The sequence below is a fragment of the Burkholderia sp. 8Y genome (assembly GCF_902506145.1).
Taxonomy (GTDB): Bacteria; Pseudomonadota; Gammaproteobacteria; order Burkholderiales; family Burkholderiaceae; genus Caballeronia.
On the sequence record NZ_LR733519.1, the window covers coordinates 2,329,248 to 2,344,807 of the forward strand.

A 15,560-nucleotide genomic window follows, 5' to 3' on the forward strand; every position below is an offset into this window, starting at 1 on the left:
TCAAGCACTCAAGCACTCAAGCATGAACTTCGGGCGATTCCGCTCGAAGACATAAGAAACTGGTTAGGAGACCGGACAATGAATGTGTCCAGCAGTAGCAGCGTGCAAGCCGCAAAAATGACGAATGTCCGGTGGAAGATCTTTCTTCTGCTGCTGACGCTCGTGTCCATCAACTACATCGACCGTGCGGCGCTTTCGGTGGCGATGCCCGCCATTTCGCAAGAGTTCAGCCTCACGCCGGAACGTCAGGGCCTCATTCTGAGCTCCTTTTTCTGGACCTATCTGTTCATGCAGGTTCCTTCGGGCATGCTGGCAGACCGACTCAAGCCGCGTGCGCTGATTGCCATTGCAACCGTCGGCTGGGGCTTCTTTCAGGCACTCGGCGCGCTGAGCACCGGCTGGTTCCTGCTCTTGCTGACGCGTCTCGGCCTCGGCGTGACCGAAGCGCCGATCTATCCGGGCGGCGGCAAGCTCAATGCGCTGTGGCTCACGCAGAACGAAAAGACGCGCGGCGCGGCGCTGCTGGATGGCGGCAGTGCGCTGGGTTCGGGCGTCGGCGCGGTGGTCGTGGCGACGCTGATGACGGTGCTCGGTTCGTGGCGCGCGGCGTTCGTCGTCGCGGGCGTTGGCACCATTCTGTGCGGTGTGTGGGCATGGTGGTATATCCGCAATACGCCGCGCGAGCATCCGTCGATCAGTGACGAGGAAGTCGCCTACATCGAGCGGGCGCACGCCGAGGAAGACGCGAACGAGCCGAAGGTCGCATCGGGCGGATCGCTGTTCCGTTTCTTCGCCTACCGCTCCGTGTGGGGCATGTGCCTGAGCCATACCTGCACCAACCTGATCTTCTTCGGGCTGATGACGTGGCTGCCGACGTATCTCTTCAAGGTTCACGGCTTCGACCTGAAGTCGCTGGGCGGCGCGACGTTCCTGATCTTCTTCTGCGGCTTCGTGGGTGAAGTGCTGGGCGGTCAGCTCGCCGACAAGTGGAAAGCGTCGGGCGCGGGCGCGAACGTCGTGTATCGCTCGATGATGATCATCGGCGCGGCGGCCGTCGCGTTGTCGATGCTCGGCGTCGCGTTTGTCAAGTCGCCGGTCATGGTCGTGGGCCTGCTGTGCGTCGCCTTGTTCTTCCTGCGCTGGAACGGCGGCTGCAACTGGGCGACGCCGGCCATGCTCGCCACCCGTGCGCGCGCCGGCACGCTCAACGGCATCATGAATTTCGTCGGCAATATCGCGGGCATCTTTGTGCCTATCTTCATCGGCTTCATCGTGCAGACGACGGGTTCCTATTTCCTCGCGTTGATGTTCTTCGTCGCGGTGGCGGCGTTCCAGGTGTTGTCGGTACTCAACATCAACTATCAACGCAAGCTGCCGGTATAACCAGAAAGACAGCAGGAGAGCTGTAGTGCAACGTCGTCTTTATACGGGTAACGATCCGCGCCGTGCTCACAGCATCGAAGAGCTTCGCGCGATGGCGCAGCGGCGCGTACCCAACTTCTGTTTCGAGTACGTGGAAGGCGGTGCGGAGGAAGAAGCCACCTTGCAGCGCAATCGCTCGGTATTCGCGGATATCGCTTTCCAGCCGCGTTCGCTCGTGGATGTATCGACGCGCGACATCAGCATCGATCTCTTCGGGCGTCGCAGCGCCGCGCCGTTCATGATCGGGCCGACGGGTTTCAGCGGCCTGCTCTCGCGTGAAGGCGATATCGCGCTCGCCAGCGCGGCTGCGGCGGCGGGCATCCCGTTCATCCTGAGCAATGCCTCGACGGTGCCGCTGGAACGTGTCGTCGCGACTGCGGGCGGCCGCGTGTGGATGCAGGTCTACATGTATCGCACGCGCGATTTCGTCGCGAAGCTGGCCGAACGCGCGAAGCATGCGCAAGTGGAGGCGCTCGTCGTCACCACCGACAGCGCGATCTATGGCAAGCGTGAATGGGACTTGCGCAACTACGCGCGTCCGCTGAAGCTCGATCTGCGCAATACGCTCGATGTGATCGCGCATCCGCGCTGGATGAGGGATGTGCTATGGCCGAACGGCATGCCGAAGTTCGCGAACCTCGGCGATCTGCTCCCGCCGGGCCAGGACAGCGTGCGCGGCGCGGCGTCCGCGCTGGCGAAGGAACTCGATCCTTCGCTCTCGTGGGACGACATCCGCTGGCTGCGTGATCGCTGGCCGGGGCGGCTCATCATCAAGGGCCTCATTCATCCGGAAGACGCCGCGCGCGCCGTGTCCGTGGGCGCGGATGGCATCGTGCTGTCGAATCACGGCGGACGGCAACTGGACGGCTCGGTCGCGGCGCTCGAAGTGCTGCCCGAAGTCGTCGCCGAAGTGAACGGGCGTCTTGCCGTCTTGCTCGATGGCGGCTTCAGGCGCGGCTCCGATATCGTGAAGGCGATGGGGCTCGGCGCCGATGCGGTGTTGCTCGGGCGCGCGACGACATGGGGCCTCGCGGCGGGCGGGCGCGCGGGCGTGGACCGCGCAATCGAGATACTGAAGACGGAAGTGGATCGCGTCATCGGTCTGCTGGGCTGCAAGAGCATCGCCGAACTGGATACGCGCTATCTGCAATGGACGCGCCGCAACGGCCAGCCGATGCAGGCACGCACGCCGCAGCCGATGCAGGAAGCTCTCACCCTTTGAGCACGACATCAATGAACACGAACAACACGAGCCTGAACGAAACGGCATCTGCGGCGCGCATCGAACGCGTCGGCATGATCGGACTGGGACTGATGGGCAGCGCCATTGCCGCGCAGGTCATGCGCAGGGGATTCAAGCTGTCGGTGCTCGGGCATCGCAGCCGCGAGGCGCTCGAAGCACTCGTGGCGCAGGGCGCGACCGAAGCCGTCAGCGCAGCGGACCTCGCGCGCAACGTCGATGTGGTGATCGTGTGCGTTACCGGAACGCCGCAAGTGCGCGATGCCGTGTTCCGCGAGAACGGCTTGCTGGCTGGCGCGCACGAAGGTTCGATCGTGATCGACAGCACCACGGCCGATGCGGACTTCGCCGATGAAGCGGCCAGCGCATTTGCGGCGAAGGGTGCGGCATTCCTCGATGCGCCCGTGAACCGCACGCCGAAGGAAGCGCGCGAAGGCCGGCTCAACGTGCTCGCGGGCGGCGATGCAGCCGTGCTCGATCGCGTGCGGCCGCTCATGGCCGCGTACGCGGAGACGGTGCATCATCTCGGCGCCCACGGTTCGGGTTATCGCGCAAAGCTCATTCACAACTTCATCGCGCAGGCGAACGGCGCGATTCTCGCCGAAGCGTTCGGCACGGCCGCGAAGGCGCAACTGAATCTGCACGAGTTCGCGGCGGTGTGCCGTTTGAGCGGCGCGCATAGCAAGACCTTCGACCGCATCATCCCGTATCTGCTCGAAGGCGATGACAGCGGACAGCAGTTCGCCATCCGGAACGCGGCGAAGGACATGCGTTCGTATAGTCAGCTTGCGGCAGCGTATTCATCGACGGCGATCCTCGCCGAAGCCGTGCGTCAGATGTACGTGCTCGGCACGAATCTCGGTCATGGCGACCAATACGTGCCGCATATGTTTGATGTCATTGCCCAGTTGAACGGGATGAAGAAGAACGGCTGATCAGTCGTCGAAGTCGCCTTCAGCGAGAAGATCCGCGACGCTCTGATGAAGCGCCGGATCGAACCGCGTCTGCCGCACGTTGAAGCCGATTTCATAGCCGCGATGCACGCGCGCTTCGCGTTGACGAAGCGCGTGGCGCAGGCGTTGAATCAGATCGTCGGTGTCCTCGGCGCTCGTGTCGGTGAGCAGCACCGCGAATTCGTCGCCGCTCATTCGCGCGATCACGTCGCTTTCGGCGAGCACATCGCGCAGCACGTCGGAGAACGTCTGCAACGCGCGATCGCCTTCGGCGTGCCCGTACGTATCGTTGATTTCGCGAAAGCCGTCGAGGTCGATCAAAAGCAGCGTGGCATCACGTGAGAGCCGCTTGCACACATTGAGCGCATGCTGCGCGAGCGTTTCGAAGCCGCGCCGGTTGGAGAGCAACGTGAGTTCGTCGATGGTCGCAAGCTGCAATGCGGCCATCTCCTGTTCCGCCATGCGGCCGAGGTCGCGCAAGAGTCGGCGGTCTTCTTCGCCGAACGCGCGCGGATGCTGGTCGATCAGACACAGCGTGCCGAGCTTCGCGCCGTTGGGCAGGCTCAGCGGATAACCCGCATAGAAGCGGATGAACGGCGGCCCGATGACGAGCGGATTGTCGTCGAAGCGCGCGTCGGCGCGGGCATCGGGCACGATCAGCACGTCGCCGCCGACGATGGCATGCGCGCAGAACGATACATCGCGCGAGGTTTGCCGCGTTTTCAGGCCAGTGCACGACTTGAACCACTGCCGGTTCTCGTCGACGAGGCTCACCAGTGCGATGGGAACGTCGAAAAGGCGCTTGGCGAGCCGTGTCAGGCGGTCGAAGCGTTCTTCGGGCGCGGTATCGAGGATGTTCAGTGCGCGAAGCGCGGCGATGCGCTCGCTTTCGTTCGAAGGCTTAATAGGGACAAGCATCGGTGGGAACAAGCATCGGTGGTCGGCAATCGGCTTCCGGATGCCCGAGCGGGCGGGAGAACTAAAGACTATTCTAGCGCCTGACGGCTCTTTGCAGAGGCGTTCAAAAAGCCAATAGGTCTCGCGCCAGCGCGGCGTGAACCGCGCTGGCCCGATTGTTGGAAGCTGCCGCGCCCCTTACCACCCGCCGCGCGATCCACCGCCGCCGGGCGAAGGCGTGTTCTGCGGGCTCGTCACGCCGGAGGACATGTTGCGCGTTGCGCCCGGCGGCTGCATGCCGCCCCGGGCCGGCGCCGCGCTCATGGTGCCGTCGTTCGCGCCGCCGATGCCGCCGCCGCGCGCCATGCCGACGCCGCCATTCGCGTTCGTGCCGTTCGCGCCATTCGCGCCGGAGAGCCCGTTGACGCCGTTCGTCCCCATGCCTGCACCGCTCGTCCCGCCGACCGCGCCGCCCGCTGCCCCGCCGATATCGCCGCCGGCCGCATGAACGCCGCCTGACAGAGCGATCAGGAGCGCCGTCATCGCAAGTCTGGATTTCATGTCGAATCTCCTACTGATTACTGATTACAGCGTTCCCGCGCAAACGTCGTGCCGCGTTCAGCATGCGAACCGCCTGGCCGCTCTCAGGCCGCGAGCGCTGGCTTGTTACTTAAGCATTGCATAAGCATGAGGCCCGCATCATAGACGCGCGGGTCGGTCCGGTGTCACGGCGACAACGCATCCCGCGAATGCCGCTCAAGCGGTTCCGAGTCCATGCACGCCTACTGTCACACTATGGCCACAGCCGCGATGCGACGATCAGCACCCAGCCCGATGCGGCTAAGACACGCATGACGGCGCACGCCATTCCCGTCTGGATGTGGCTGGTCATCGGACTGTGTTGCGCGGCGACCTGTCATGCGGCGCTGGCGGCGCTGTTGCACGGCGGCCGGCGCACCGCTCGATCTTCGCGCCGCGACCATTCCACGAGTGCCGATTCCCCCGTTCCCGTGAGCATTCTGAAGCCGCTGTGCGGCGCGGAGCCGCGTCTTTACGCGAACCTCGAAACCTTCTGCACGCAGACGCATCCTTCATATCAACTTCTCTTTGGCGTCGCGCACGCGTCGGATGCCGCGGCGGGCGTCGTGCGGCGGCTTGCGCGCGCATATCCGGACCGCGACATCGAGCTCGTCATCGACGCAACGACGCACGGCAGCAACCGCAAGGTCGCGAATCTCATCAATCTGTCGGGACACGCGAAGCATGACGTGATCGTGATCGCGGACAGCGATATCGCCGTCGAGCCGGACTACCTGATGCGCGTGACCGCGCCGCTTGCCGATGCGAGCGTGGGCGTCGTCACGTGCCTGTACCGGGCGCGTTGCATTGGCGGAATCTGGGCGAGACTCGGCAGCCTTTTCATCGACGAATGGTTCGTGCCGTCCGTGTATGTGGCGAACGCGCTCGGCTATGGACGCTTCGGCTTCGGGGCGACGCTTGCGCTCACGCGCGAAACGCTCGAAAAGATCGGCGGACTGGAAGCCTTGCGCGATTGCCTCGCCGACGATTTCTGGCTCGCCGAACGGGCGCGCGTGATCGGCCTGCGCACGGTGCTGTCGGATGTCGTCGTCACAACCGATGTGATCGAAGGCGATCTCCCCTCCTTGTGGCGGCGCGAGACGCGCTGGCTGCGCACCATCCGTTCGATCAACCCCTTGGGTTTCGCTTGTCTGTGCATTACGTTTGCATCGCCGTGGCTTCTGACGAGTGCGCTTCTGGGCGTTTCGTTCGACACGAGCGGCACGGACCTCGCACAATCGACAGCCGATGCCATCGTCGATATCAGCACCTCTCTCGGCATCAGCGCGCGTCTCTTGCTGCACTCGCGCAGCGCGCGTTCGTGGCGCGCGTTCTGGCGCGACCTGCCGCTCATTCCGCTGCGCGACGGGCTGATGTGGCTCGCGTGGTTCGCCGCGCTGTTCGGTTCGAGCGTCGTGTGGCGCGGCGTGCGCGTGCCGCTCAACGTCTCCGATGCCTCGGCCTCCGAAGGCGACGCGTACGAAACGAATCCGTCCGACAGGCCATGAAAACACGCCTTGAATACACGCCATGAATACACAGGACTTCGCATCATGAAGCAGACGCTTTTTCTTCAGGCCCCGTCTTTCGACGGTTTCGACGGCGGTGCGGGATCGCGCTATCAGGCCAAGCGCGAGATACGCTCGTTCTGGTATCCGACGTGGCTCGCGCAACCCGCCGCGCTGATACCGCAAAGCCGCGTGCTCGACGCGCCCGCCGATGGCCTGTCCGTCGAGGAGACGCTCGACATCGCGGCGCACTACGATCTCGTCATCATTCACACGAGCACGCCGTCCTTTCCGACCGACGCGCTCTTCGCCGAGCATCTGAAAGCGCGCAAGCCGTCGGCGCTGATCGGCATGGTCGGTGCGAAAGTGGCGGTCGATCCGCATCACTCGCTGACAGCGAGCGACGCGATCGACTTCGTGTGCCGCGAGGAATTCGACTACACCTGCAAGGAAGTCGCCGAAGGCATGCCGTTCGCGTCGATCAAAGGGCTCTCGTGGCGCAATGAAGACGGTGCAATCGAGCATAACGAAGCGCGCCCCATCCTCGAAAACATGGATGAGTTGCCGTTCGTCGCGCCCGTTTATCGACGCGATCTGAATATCCGGAACTACTTTATCGGCTATCTGAACTATCCGTACGTGTCCATTTATACGGGGCGCGGCTGCCGTTCGCGCTGCACGTTCTGCCTGTGGCCGCAGACGGTGGGCGGGCATCGCTACCGCGTGCGCTCGGTCGAGAACGTGCTGGAAGAAGTGAAGTGGATTCGCGACAACATGCCGGAAGTGAAGGAGATCATGTTCGACGACGACACCTTCACCGACTTTAAGCCGCGCGTCGAGGACATCGCGCGCGGGCTGGGCAAGCTCGGCGTGACGTGGTCGTGCAACGCGAAGGCCAACGTCCCGTATTCGACGCTCAAGATCATGAAGGAGAACGGCTTGCGTCTCTTGCTGGTCGGTTATGAATCCGGCGACGACCAGATTCTGCTCAACATCAAGAAGGGCTTGCGCACGGATATCGCGCGGCGCTTCGCCGACGATTGCCGCAAGCTCGGCATCAAGGTACATGGCACGTTCATTCTAGGCTTACCGGGCGAAACCAAAGAGACGATCGATAAAACCATTCGGTATGCGAAGGAAATCAATCCGCATACCATCCAGGTCTCGCTGGCCGCGCCTTATCCGGGCACGACGCTCTACAAACAGGCTGTCGATAACGGCTGGCTCGCGGAGAACAAGGTCATCAATCTCGTCAGCAAGGAAGGCGTGCAACTGGCGGCGATCGGCTATCCGCATCTCTCGCGCGAAGACATCTATCACGAGCTCGAACGCTTCTATAAGCGGTTCTATTTCCGGCCGTCGAAGATCTGGGAAATCGTGCGGGAAATGCTGACGAGCTGGGACATGATGAAGCGCCGCCTGCGCGAAGGTGTGGAATTCTTCCGCTTCCTGCGGGCGCGCGAGGCATGACCGCATGCGAGCGTTGATTGTCACCGCCGACGACTTCGGTCTGCACGAGCGCATCAACGAGGCGGTGATCCGGGCGCATCGCGAAGGCGTGCTCGCGTGCGCGAGCCTGATGGTCGCCGCGCCCGCCGCGCGGGATGCGGTCGCGCGCGCGAGAGCGTGTCCGTCGCTGCGCGTCGGCCTGCATATCGTGCTGGCCGATGGCGTGTCGACGCTCGGCGCCGCGCGTGTCCCCGCATTGACCGATGATGACGGATGGATGCGCGATGCCCCCCTGAAAGACGGTCTGCGCTATGCGTTGCTTCCTCGCGTGCGGCGCCAGCTCGGCGAGGAAATCCGCGCGCAGTTCGAAGCGTTTCGCGCGACCGGGCTCGCGCTCGACCACGTCAACACGCACAAGCATCTGCACGTGCATCCGGTGGTGCTTTCGCTGATTCTCGAGATTGGCCGCGACTACGGCATGCGCGCGATGCGTTTGCCATCGGAAGCGAGCGCGCCGTTCTGGTTGAAGCCGTGGACGGCGCTGACGCGCCGGCGTCTCGCACGCGCGGGCATCGCGCACAACGATTACGTCGTCGGCATGGCGCAAACGGGCCGGTTCGATGAAGCCGCGTGGCTCGCGGCGCTCGCCGACATAGACGTAAAAGATGGACGGGTCGGCGAAATCTACTGTCATCCTGCCGTGGCCGGCGATACACCGATCACGTACTCGATGCGCGACTACCGGCACGCCGACGAACTCGACGCGCTGCTGTCTCCGCGCGTCAGTCAGGCGCTCGGTGCGGCGCGTGCGCGCGGCGTCGCGCTGGGCGGCTTCTCAGACGTGTTTGCCGACGCATTCGGCGCGGGGCGCGCGTGATCGCGCTACGCAAGGCCGCCGCCACCGCGTGGCCGGGCGTGCTCGCGCTCGTCGCGGCGCTCGTGATCGGCTATACGCTGCGCGACAGCATCGGCCAGGCGAGCGAACGGATCATGCATGCGTGGCTGCCGCTGCTTCTGCTCGTGCCGTATCGCGCGGTGCCGCTCGCGCTCGATGCGCTCGGCTGGTGGATCCTGCTTGCGCGTGCCGTGCCGTTTCGCTTTGTCTGGTGGATCGCGACGGTGCGCGACGGCGTGAGCCGCCTGCTGCCCGTCGCAAGCGTGGGCGGCGAAGTGGTCGGCGTGCGGCTCGCGTGCTGGAAGCTGCGCGATTCATCGGCGGTGATCGCGTCGGTGATCGTGGAAGTGCTCGTCACGCTCGGCATGCAGGCGATTTTCGCGATCATCGGCATCGCGGCGCTCGCGCATGCGGCTGCGTTGCACCGCGCGTTGTGGCCGCTCGCGGCGGCAAGCGCGGCGACGCTCGCGGCGCTCGGCGGATGCGCCTGGTGGCTGCGTCGCGGTGCGCCATTCGATGTGCTTTTGGCGCTCGCACGGCGCGTGCTCGGCAGCAGCCCGCTGCTTCGCGCGGGGCATTCGCGACGGCTCGACGCCGCGTTGCGCGCGCTGGCGCAGCGTCCGCGTGCGTGGCTTGCCGCGCTCGCATGGCAGCTCGCGGGGCAGGCCGCGGGCGCGCTCGAGAACTTCTTCGCGCTCTGGGCGATGGGCGTGCCGGTGACGCTGACCGATGCCGTCGCGATCGAAGCCATCACGCAAATTGCACGGCACGTCGCCTTTTTCGTGCCGCTCGGCGTCGGCGTGCAGGACGCCGCCATCGTGCTGACGGCCCAGCTCGCCGGCCTCGGCACGGAAGCAGCGGTCTCGCTTGCGCTCGTCAAGCGCATGCGTGAAGTGCTGTCGGGCGGGCTTGCGCTGGCGTCGTGGCTGGTCGCGGAGCGCGTTCGTCGCAAGGCCGGCACGACGGCAAGCGCAGCGCGGAAGAACCGCGCGAAATTATCTGCATGACGTATCGCACGGCATGCAAGTCGCAATCTGCAAGTAACGAGGAATACTAATGAAAGTCGAATCGAAGGTCCCACAGGTCACGTTGCTTTTCTGGATCGTCAAGATTGCCGCGACGACGCTCGGTGAAACCGGCGGCGACTGGGTGTCCATGTCGTTGAACCTCGGCTATCTGATCGGCTCGGCCATCTTCGCGCTGCTGTTCGTCGGCTTCGTCACCGCGCAGGTGAGAGCGCGGGCGTTTCACCCGTCGCTGTACTGGGCGACCATCGTCGCGACGACCACGCTTGGCACGACGCTCGCCGACTTCGCCGACCGCTCGCTCGGTCTCGGCTATCCGGGCGGCGTGACGATCGTTTCGGCGTGTCTGCTGGCGAGCCTCGCGGTGTGGTATCGCGTGGAAGGCAGCGTGTCGGTCGATCGGATCAATACGCCGCGCGTCGAATGGTTCTACTGGGTGACGATCCTCTTCTCGCAAACGCTGGGCACCGCGCTCGGCGACTGGATCGCGGGCGACGACCGCGGCGGTCTCGGGTTCGGTTACGAAGGCGGGGCGCTTCTCTTCGGCGGATTGCTGGCCTGCGTCTCCGCGCTCTACTTCTGGACCGCGCTGTCGCGCACGCTGCTGTTCTGGGCGGCGTTCGTGCTGACGCGGCCGCTCGGCGCGACGCTCGGCGACTTGTTCGACAAGCCCGTTGCGCAAGGCGGCCTCGCGATGAGCCGCCTCTGGGCGTCGGTCGCGCTGCTGGCGTTCATGGCCCTCTGCGTCGCATGGATGACGATGGCGCAGACGCGCGAGCGCAGATCCTTGCGATAGCGCGCATCAGCGCAGCGGCGCAATGCCTTCGGCCACGCCAGCCGGCATGCAGATGTGCTTGATCTCGGTGAAGTCGGCGAGCGCGTCGTAGCCATGCAGACGCCCGAGGCCGCTTTGCCGGTATCCGCCGGTTTCGGCTTCCGCGAAGAGCTTGTTGTGGTCGTTGATCCACACCGTGCCGTTCTTGAGCGCCCGCGCGATGCGAAACGCGCGCGGACCGTCGTGCGTCCACACGCTGGCTGACAGGCCGAACACGGTGTCGTTGGCCTTCGCGACGGCTTCCTGTTCGCTCTCGAAGACTTCGAGCGTGACGAACGGACCGAAGATTTCTTCCTGACAGAAGAACGCCTTAGGGTCGCCATGCTCGACGAGCGTCGGCGACAGAAACGCACGGCCCGATGCGCCGCCGCGCAACAGCACGCGATCCGCCGTGTCGCATGCACGTTCGATCGTGCGATTCACGGCATCGCGCGTCGGGGCGTCGATGAGCGCGCCGATATCCGTCGCCGGATCGATGCCCGGCCCCACCTTCAGCGCCGCGAGTGCGCCCGCGAGCTGTTCGCGCATGTCCGCCGCGCGCGACGCATGCACGAGCACGCGCCGCGCAGCCGTGCATTGCTGGCCCGAGATGATCGTCGCGGCGCGCGCCAGGCGCGGCGCGATGGCGGCGATATCGGCATCGTCGAAAACGAGGCAGCATGACTTGCCGCCGAGTTCGAGCGAGAGCTTCTTCATGCTGTCCGCCGCCGCTGCCATGATCTTCTTGCCGGTGGCGGTCGATCCGGTAAAGCTCACCACGTCCACGCCGTGCGAATCCGCGAATCGCTGGCTCGCGACATGACCCTGCTCGTTGACGAGGTTCACCGCGCCGCTGGGCAGCGCGGTGTGCTCGAAGCAGCGCAGCATCGCCGCCGTGACGAGCGACGTCTGCGCGGCGGGCTTCACGACTGCCGTGCAGCCCGCCGCGAGCGCAGGCGCGAGCGAGCGCACGAGCAGCACGGCCGGCGCGTTCCACGGCACGATGATCGCGGCGACGCCAGCGGCTTCGCGCAGCATCGTCGAAATGGTGCCCGGTTCGGGTTCGAGCACATGCCCCGCGATGTGCCGAGCAAGTCCAGCGTAATAGCGCACTTCGGAGATCGCGCCCGCGATCTCGCCGCGCGATTGCGCAATGGCCTTGCCGTTTTCGCGCGTGAGCAGCGTGGCGAGCGCTTCGCGTTGCTGCTCCAGCGCCGCGGCCCACGCAAGCAGCACGTCCTGACGCAGACGCGCATCTTGCGCCCACGTCGTGCGGTCGAATACATGGCGCGCGGCGGCGATGGCGGCGTCTGCTTCCTGCGCGCCGCCGTCGGCGTACTGGCCGATGGCTTCGCCCGTCGCGGGATCGATGCTGTCGAGCGTCGGCGTGCCGGTCCATTCGCCGCCGATCCAATGCAATGCGCAATGCAATGCGTTCATGCTGATTGTTCCTTCAATGAGGGAGATACGTCGGACACCGAAGTATTGGAGGCTTGGTGCAATTCATCGCCGATGATCGCGATTAGTGCCTCCGCCGCCGCGCTCAACGGTCTGCGCGGATGACTCACGCACACGATATGCCGCACGATGCGCGGCGCGAGGATCGGGCACGCGCGCAAGGTGCCGTGCCGCGCGGCACGCTCGACCACGATGCGCGGAAGAATCGTCGCAAAGCGCGTGTGCTCGACGAGTTTGAGAATGGTGGAAAGCACGTCGATCTCGAAGCGCGGCGCGAGCAGCACGTCTTCATGCTGCGCGGCGCTGTCGAGCACGCCGCGCAGACCGTGGCGCTTGGTCGGCAACACGAGTTCGAGTTCGGGCAACTGCGCTAATTCAATCGCGTGCGGCAAGTCGGGGCCGTGCACGGCGCTTGTCGCGAGCACCATCTCCTCGTCGAGCAGCGCGCGCGAATCGAGCGAAAGGCGAGCGCGCGGCTTGTTGATGATCGCCGCATCCAGTTGACCGCCCGCGACCCAGTCGATGAACGTCGCGCTGTAGCCATCGGCCACCGTCACTTCGACATCCGGATAACGCGCATGAAAACGCGAGAGCGAGTCCGCCAGCACGCTCTCCGTGACCGAGGCGATCAGCCCGATGCCCACGTGTCCCGTCACGACTTCATCGCGCTGCACGAGCTGCTGCCGCGCGTGCGCGAGGTCGCGCATGATCGGCAAAAAGAGGCGATACATGAGCCGTCCCGCCGCGGTCGGCGCCATGCCGTGCGCGCCGCGCTCGAAAAGTTGCTGATGCAGTTCGTCTTCCAGCTTGGCGATCTGCATGCTCAACGCGGGCTGCACGATGTTCAGGCGCTTGGCCGCACGCGTGACCGAGCCGTCCTCGAAGAGCGCAATGAAGTACTGGATTTGCTTGAGGTCCATTCAATCCCTTTCGGCATCAGTAACGCTAATAGCTTGCGCTCGCGTTATCACCAAGCGCCCTTTGCGCTCCCACTGTGTCTTTAATGACAACGCCCAGCCGCACGGCGTGCGGAAGGCATCTATTGATACGTAACTGTAAGAACGCTGTCATCGGGGCTAACACGGATATAAGAGCCAGTGATTCGGCGCATCAGAAAACAGTATTAGAACTTATGGAGCGATCTCGCTACGCTTCAGACCATGCGCTTGCTTCGGCATCTTCAGCCGATGAAGCGGGCATGAGATGGAGACACGAATGAACACACGCGATGCCGCAACGAACGGCATTTCCGCATTGACGTGGGCCAGCCAAGGCTCGGACGCCGGTTCGCTTTCGCTGCGCGACTGGCTCGCGCATCTCGCGAAAACCGGACGCGTCGCGACGATCGACAAGCCGGTTGCGCTCGAGCATGAACTGGCGGCCATCGCCAAGCGGCTCGACGGCACGCAGGCGGCATTCTTCACGCAACCGGGCGGACATGCGGTCCCCGTGGTGACCGGTTTCATGGCGAAGCGTGCGTGGATTGCGGAAGCCCTGGGCGTCGAGGAAGCCGGCCTGCTCGCGCGCTTTTCCGCTGCGGCTGCCGCGCCGCTCGCGTCGAAAGTCGTCGCGCGTGAAGAGGCGCCGTGCCAGCAAGTGGTGCATACGAACGACATCGACCTGCACGCGCTTTTGCCTATTCCCACGCACAGCGAGCACGACAACGGCCCGTACATCACGGCGGGCCTCGTGATTGCGCGCAATCCGCGCACGGGCGTGCAGAACGTGTCCATCAACCGCATTCAGGTGCATGGCCGCGACCGCATGGCGATTCTGCTGCTGCCGCGCCATCTGTACGCATTCCAGCGTGCAGCCGAGGAAGCGGGCGATGCGCTCGACGTGGCAGTTGCCATCGGCGTCGATCCGCTGACAATGCTCGCGTCGCAAGCCATCACGCCGATCGATCACGACGAACTCGAAATCGCGGGCGCGCTGCATGGCGCACCGCTGCCGGTCGTGTCGTGCGTGACGAGCGGCGTGCATGTGCCGGCGTTCGCGGAGATCGTCATCGAAGGACGCATTCTGCCGAACGTGCGCGAGCCCGAAGGCCCGTTCGGCGAGTTTCCCAAGTACTACAGCGCGAAGGAAGCGCGCGAAGTGATCGAAGTGACGGCGGTGACGCATCGGCGCGACCCGATCTTTCATACCATCGTGCCCGCCGAAATGGAGCATCTGCTGCTCGGCGCGATTCCGCGCGAAGCCACGCTGCTCGCGCATCTTCAGCGCAGCCATCCTTCGGTCACGGACGTGCATCTTTCGGTGGGCGGCGTGTGCCGCTATCACCTGTGGGTGCAGTTCGACAAGAAGCGCGAAGGCGAGGCGAAGAACGTGATTCTCTGCGCATTCGGCGCGCACTACGACATCAAGCAGGTCGTCGTCGTCGATACCGATGTCGACGTGCACGATCCCGCCGAGATCGAATGGGCCATTGCGACGCGCTTTCAGGCCGACCGCGATCTCGTCGTGATAGCGGGCGCGCAAGGCTCGCCGCTCGATCCTTCGACGACCGTCGGCCTTCCTGATGACGCGCCTGCGCATCTGCAAGGCATCAGCGCGAAGATGGGCCTCGACGCCACGCGTCCGGTCGTCTATCCGGCGCACGTCTTCACGCGCGTACGCATTCCCGGCCAGGACACGGTCGATCTGGATGCGCTCATCGCGAGCGATAACAGCGCGCTGAACGCCTACCTTACGCGCGATCATGGCTGAGCGAAAGAAGCGCATCGTCGTCGGCATCTCGGGCGCGAGCGGCGCGGTTATCGGCGTGCGCCTCATTGCCGCGCTGCGCCGGCTCGGCACGCACGAGACGCATCTGATCGTGTCGGCGTCCGGCGCGGTGACGGCGGCGCAGGAACTCGGCCTCACGCGCGGCGACCTCGATACGCTCGCGGACGTCGTGCATAACGTGCGCGATATCGGCGCGGCGGTCGCGAGCGGTTCGTTCCTGAGCGACGGCATGGTGATCGCGCCGTGTTCGATGAAGACGCTCGCCGGTGTCGCGAACGGCTTCGCGGACAACCTGCTGACGCGCGCCGCCGACGTCATGCTGAAAGAACGCCGCCGCCTCGTGCTGGTCGCCCGCGAGACGCCGCTCAACCTCGCGCATCTGCGCAACATGACGCTCGCGACAGAAATGGGCGCCATCGTGATGCCGCCCGTGCCGGCGTTCTACGCGCATCCGAAGACCATCGACGATGTCGTCGATCACACGGTCGGGCGCATTCTGGATTTGTTCGGCATCGAGCACGGCGAGATCGCGCGCCGCTGGAGCGGCCTCGCCGATGAATTCGGCAGCCGCGCCGAGAGCAAGGAGTGACGCC

14 protein-coding genes are annotated in these 15,560 nt (G+C 64.9%); 10 read left to right on the plus strand and 4 right to left on the minus strand.

The annotated features are described in order from the left end of the window. Positions 1-78 precede the first annotated feature (78 nt). Genes GV035_RS10465 through GV035_RS10475 form a run of 3 tightly spaced genes read left to right on the plus strand, consistent with a single transcriptional unit; the run spans position 79 to position 3,597 of the window. A complete protein-coding gene (locus GV035_RS10465) occupies positions 79-1,383 on the plus strand; it encodes an MFS transporter (RefSeq protein WP_159834850.1) in 1,305 nt (434 codons plus the stop codon). 25 nt (positions 1,384-1,408) lie between these two features. Beyond that, positions 1,409-2,644 carry an alpha-hydroxy acid oxidase gene (locus GV035_RS10470; protein ID WP_159834851.1) on the plus strand — a complete coding sequence of 412 codons (1,236 nt, stop codon included), beginning with the start codon at positions 1,409-1,411 and terminating at the stop codon, positions 2,642-2,644. A gap of 11 nt (positions 2,645-2,655) precedes the next feature. Beyond that, a complete protein-coding gene (locus GV035_RS10475) occupies positions 2,656-3,597 on the plus strand; it encodes an NAD(P)-dependent oxidoreductase (RefSeq protein WP_159834852.1) in 942 nt (313 codons plus the stop codon). Here the strand turns inward: GV035_RS10475 and GV035_RS10480 are convergent, their stop codons facing one another. Together GV035_RS10480 and GV035_RS10485 are read right to left on the minus strand one after the other, a co-directional pair. Next, entirely contained in the window at positions 3,598-4,533 is a 936-nt protein-coding gene (locus GV035_RS10480) for a GGDEF domain-containing protein (protein ID WP_159834853.1), read from the minus strand. 177 nt (positions 4,534-4,710) lie between these two features. Continuing rightward, the gene (locus tag GV035_RS10485) at positions 4,711-5,073 is read right to left on the minus strand and encodes a hypothetical protein (protein WP_159834854.1); all 363 of its coding nucleotides are present in this window, start codon (positions 5,071-5,073) and stop codon (positions 4,711-4,713) included. A gap of 290 nt (positions 5,074-5,363) precedes the next feature. Here GV035_RS10485 and hpnI point away from each other — a divergent pair, with 290 nt between their 5' ends. Genes hpnI through GV035_RS10510 form a run of 5 tightly spaced genes read left to right on the plus strand, consistent with a single transcriptional unit; the run spans position 5,364 to position 10,764 of the window. Further along, positions 5,364-6,599, plus strand: coding sequence for a bacteriohopanetetrol glucosamine biosynthesis glycosyltransferase HpnI (gene hpnI / locus GV035_RS10490; protein WP_159834855.1), 1,236 nt, complete (start codon positions 5,364-5,366; stop codon positions 6,597-6,599). A gap of 45 nt (positions 6,600-6,644) precedes the next feature. Then, positions 6,645-8,069: a hopanoid biosynthesis associated radical SAM protein HpnJ gene (gene hpnJ, locus GV035_RS10495; RefSeq protein ID WP_159834856.1), complete on the plus strand. Its 1,425-nt coding sequence runs from the start codon at positions 6,645-6,647 to the stop codon at positions 8,067-8,069. Positions 8,070-8,073: 4 nt separating this feature from the next. Beyond that, complete coding sequence (gene hpnK, locus GV035_RS10500) at positions 8,074-8,925, plus strand: hopanoid biosynthesis-associated protein HpnK (RefSeq protein ID WP_159834857.1); 852 nt, start codon at positions 8,074-8,076, stop codon at positions 8,923-8,925. Continuing rightward, a complete protein-coding gene (locus GV035_RS10505; RefSeq protein ID WP_159834858.1) occupies positions 8,922-9,950 on the plus strand; it encodes a lysylphosphatidylglycerol synthase domain-containing protein in 1,029 nt (342 codons plus the stop codon). The genes hpnK and GV035_RS10505 overlap by 4 nt, the downstream gene beginning before the upstream one ends. Positions 9,951-9,999: 49 nt before the next feature. After that, positions 10,000-10,764, plus strand: coding sequence for a COG4705 family protein (locus GV035_RS10510; RefSeq protein WP_159834859.1), 765 nt, complete (start codon positions 10,000-10,002; stop codon positions 10,762-10,764). 6 nt (positions 10,765-10,770) lie between these two features. On the opposite strand, the gene GV035_RS10515 is transcribed toward GV035_RS10510, so the two are convergent. Then, positions 10,771-12,222, minus strand: a complete 1,452-nt coding sequence (locus GV035_RS10515; RefSeq protein ID WP_159834860.1) for an aldehyde dehydrogenase family protein — start codon at positions 12,220-12,222, stop codon at positions 10,771-10,773. Beyond that, positions 12,219-13,160, minus strand: coding sequence for a LysR family transcriptional regulator (locus GV035_RS10520; protein WP_159834861.1), 942 nt, complete (start codon positions 13,158-13,160; stop codon positions 12,219-12,221). Before GV035_RS10520 ends, GV035_RS10515 begins: the two co-directional genes overlap by 4 nt. A gap of 295 nt (positions 13,161-13,455) precedes the next feature. On the opposite strand from GV035_RS10520, the gene GV035_RS10525 reads away from it, so the two are divergent. Together GV035_RS10525 and GV035_RS10530 are read left to right on the plus strand one after the other, a co-directional pair. Then, complete coding sequence (locus tag GV035_RS10525) at positions 13,456-14,949, plus strand: UbiD family decarboxylase (protein ID WP_159834862.1); 1,494 nt, start codon at positions 13,456-13,458, stop codon at positions 14,947-14,949. Then, positions 14,942-15,556 carry a UbiX family flavin prenyltransferase gene (locus GV035_RS10530; RefSeq protein WP_159834863.1) on the plus strand — a complete coding sequence of 205 codons (615 nt, stop codon included), beginning with the start codon at positions 14,942-14,944 and terminating at the stop codon, positions 15,554-15,556. Before GV035_RS10525 ends, GV035_RS10530 begins: the two co-directional genes overlap by 8 nt. Positions 15,557-15,560 lie beyond the last annotated feature (4 nt).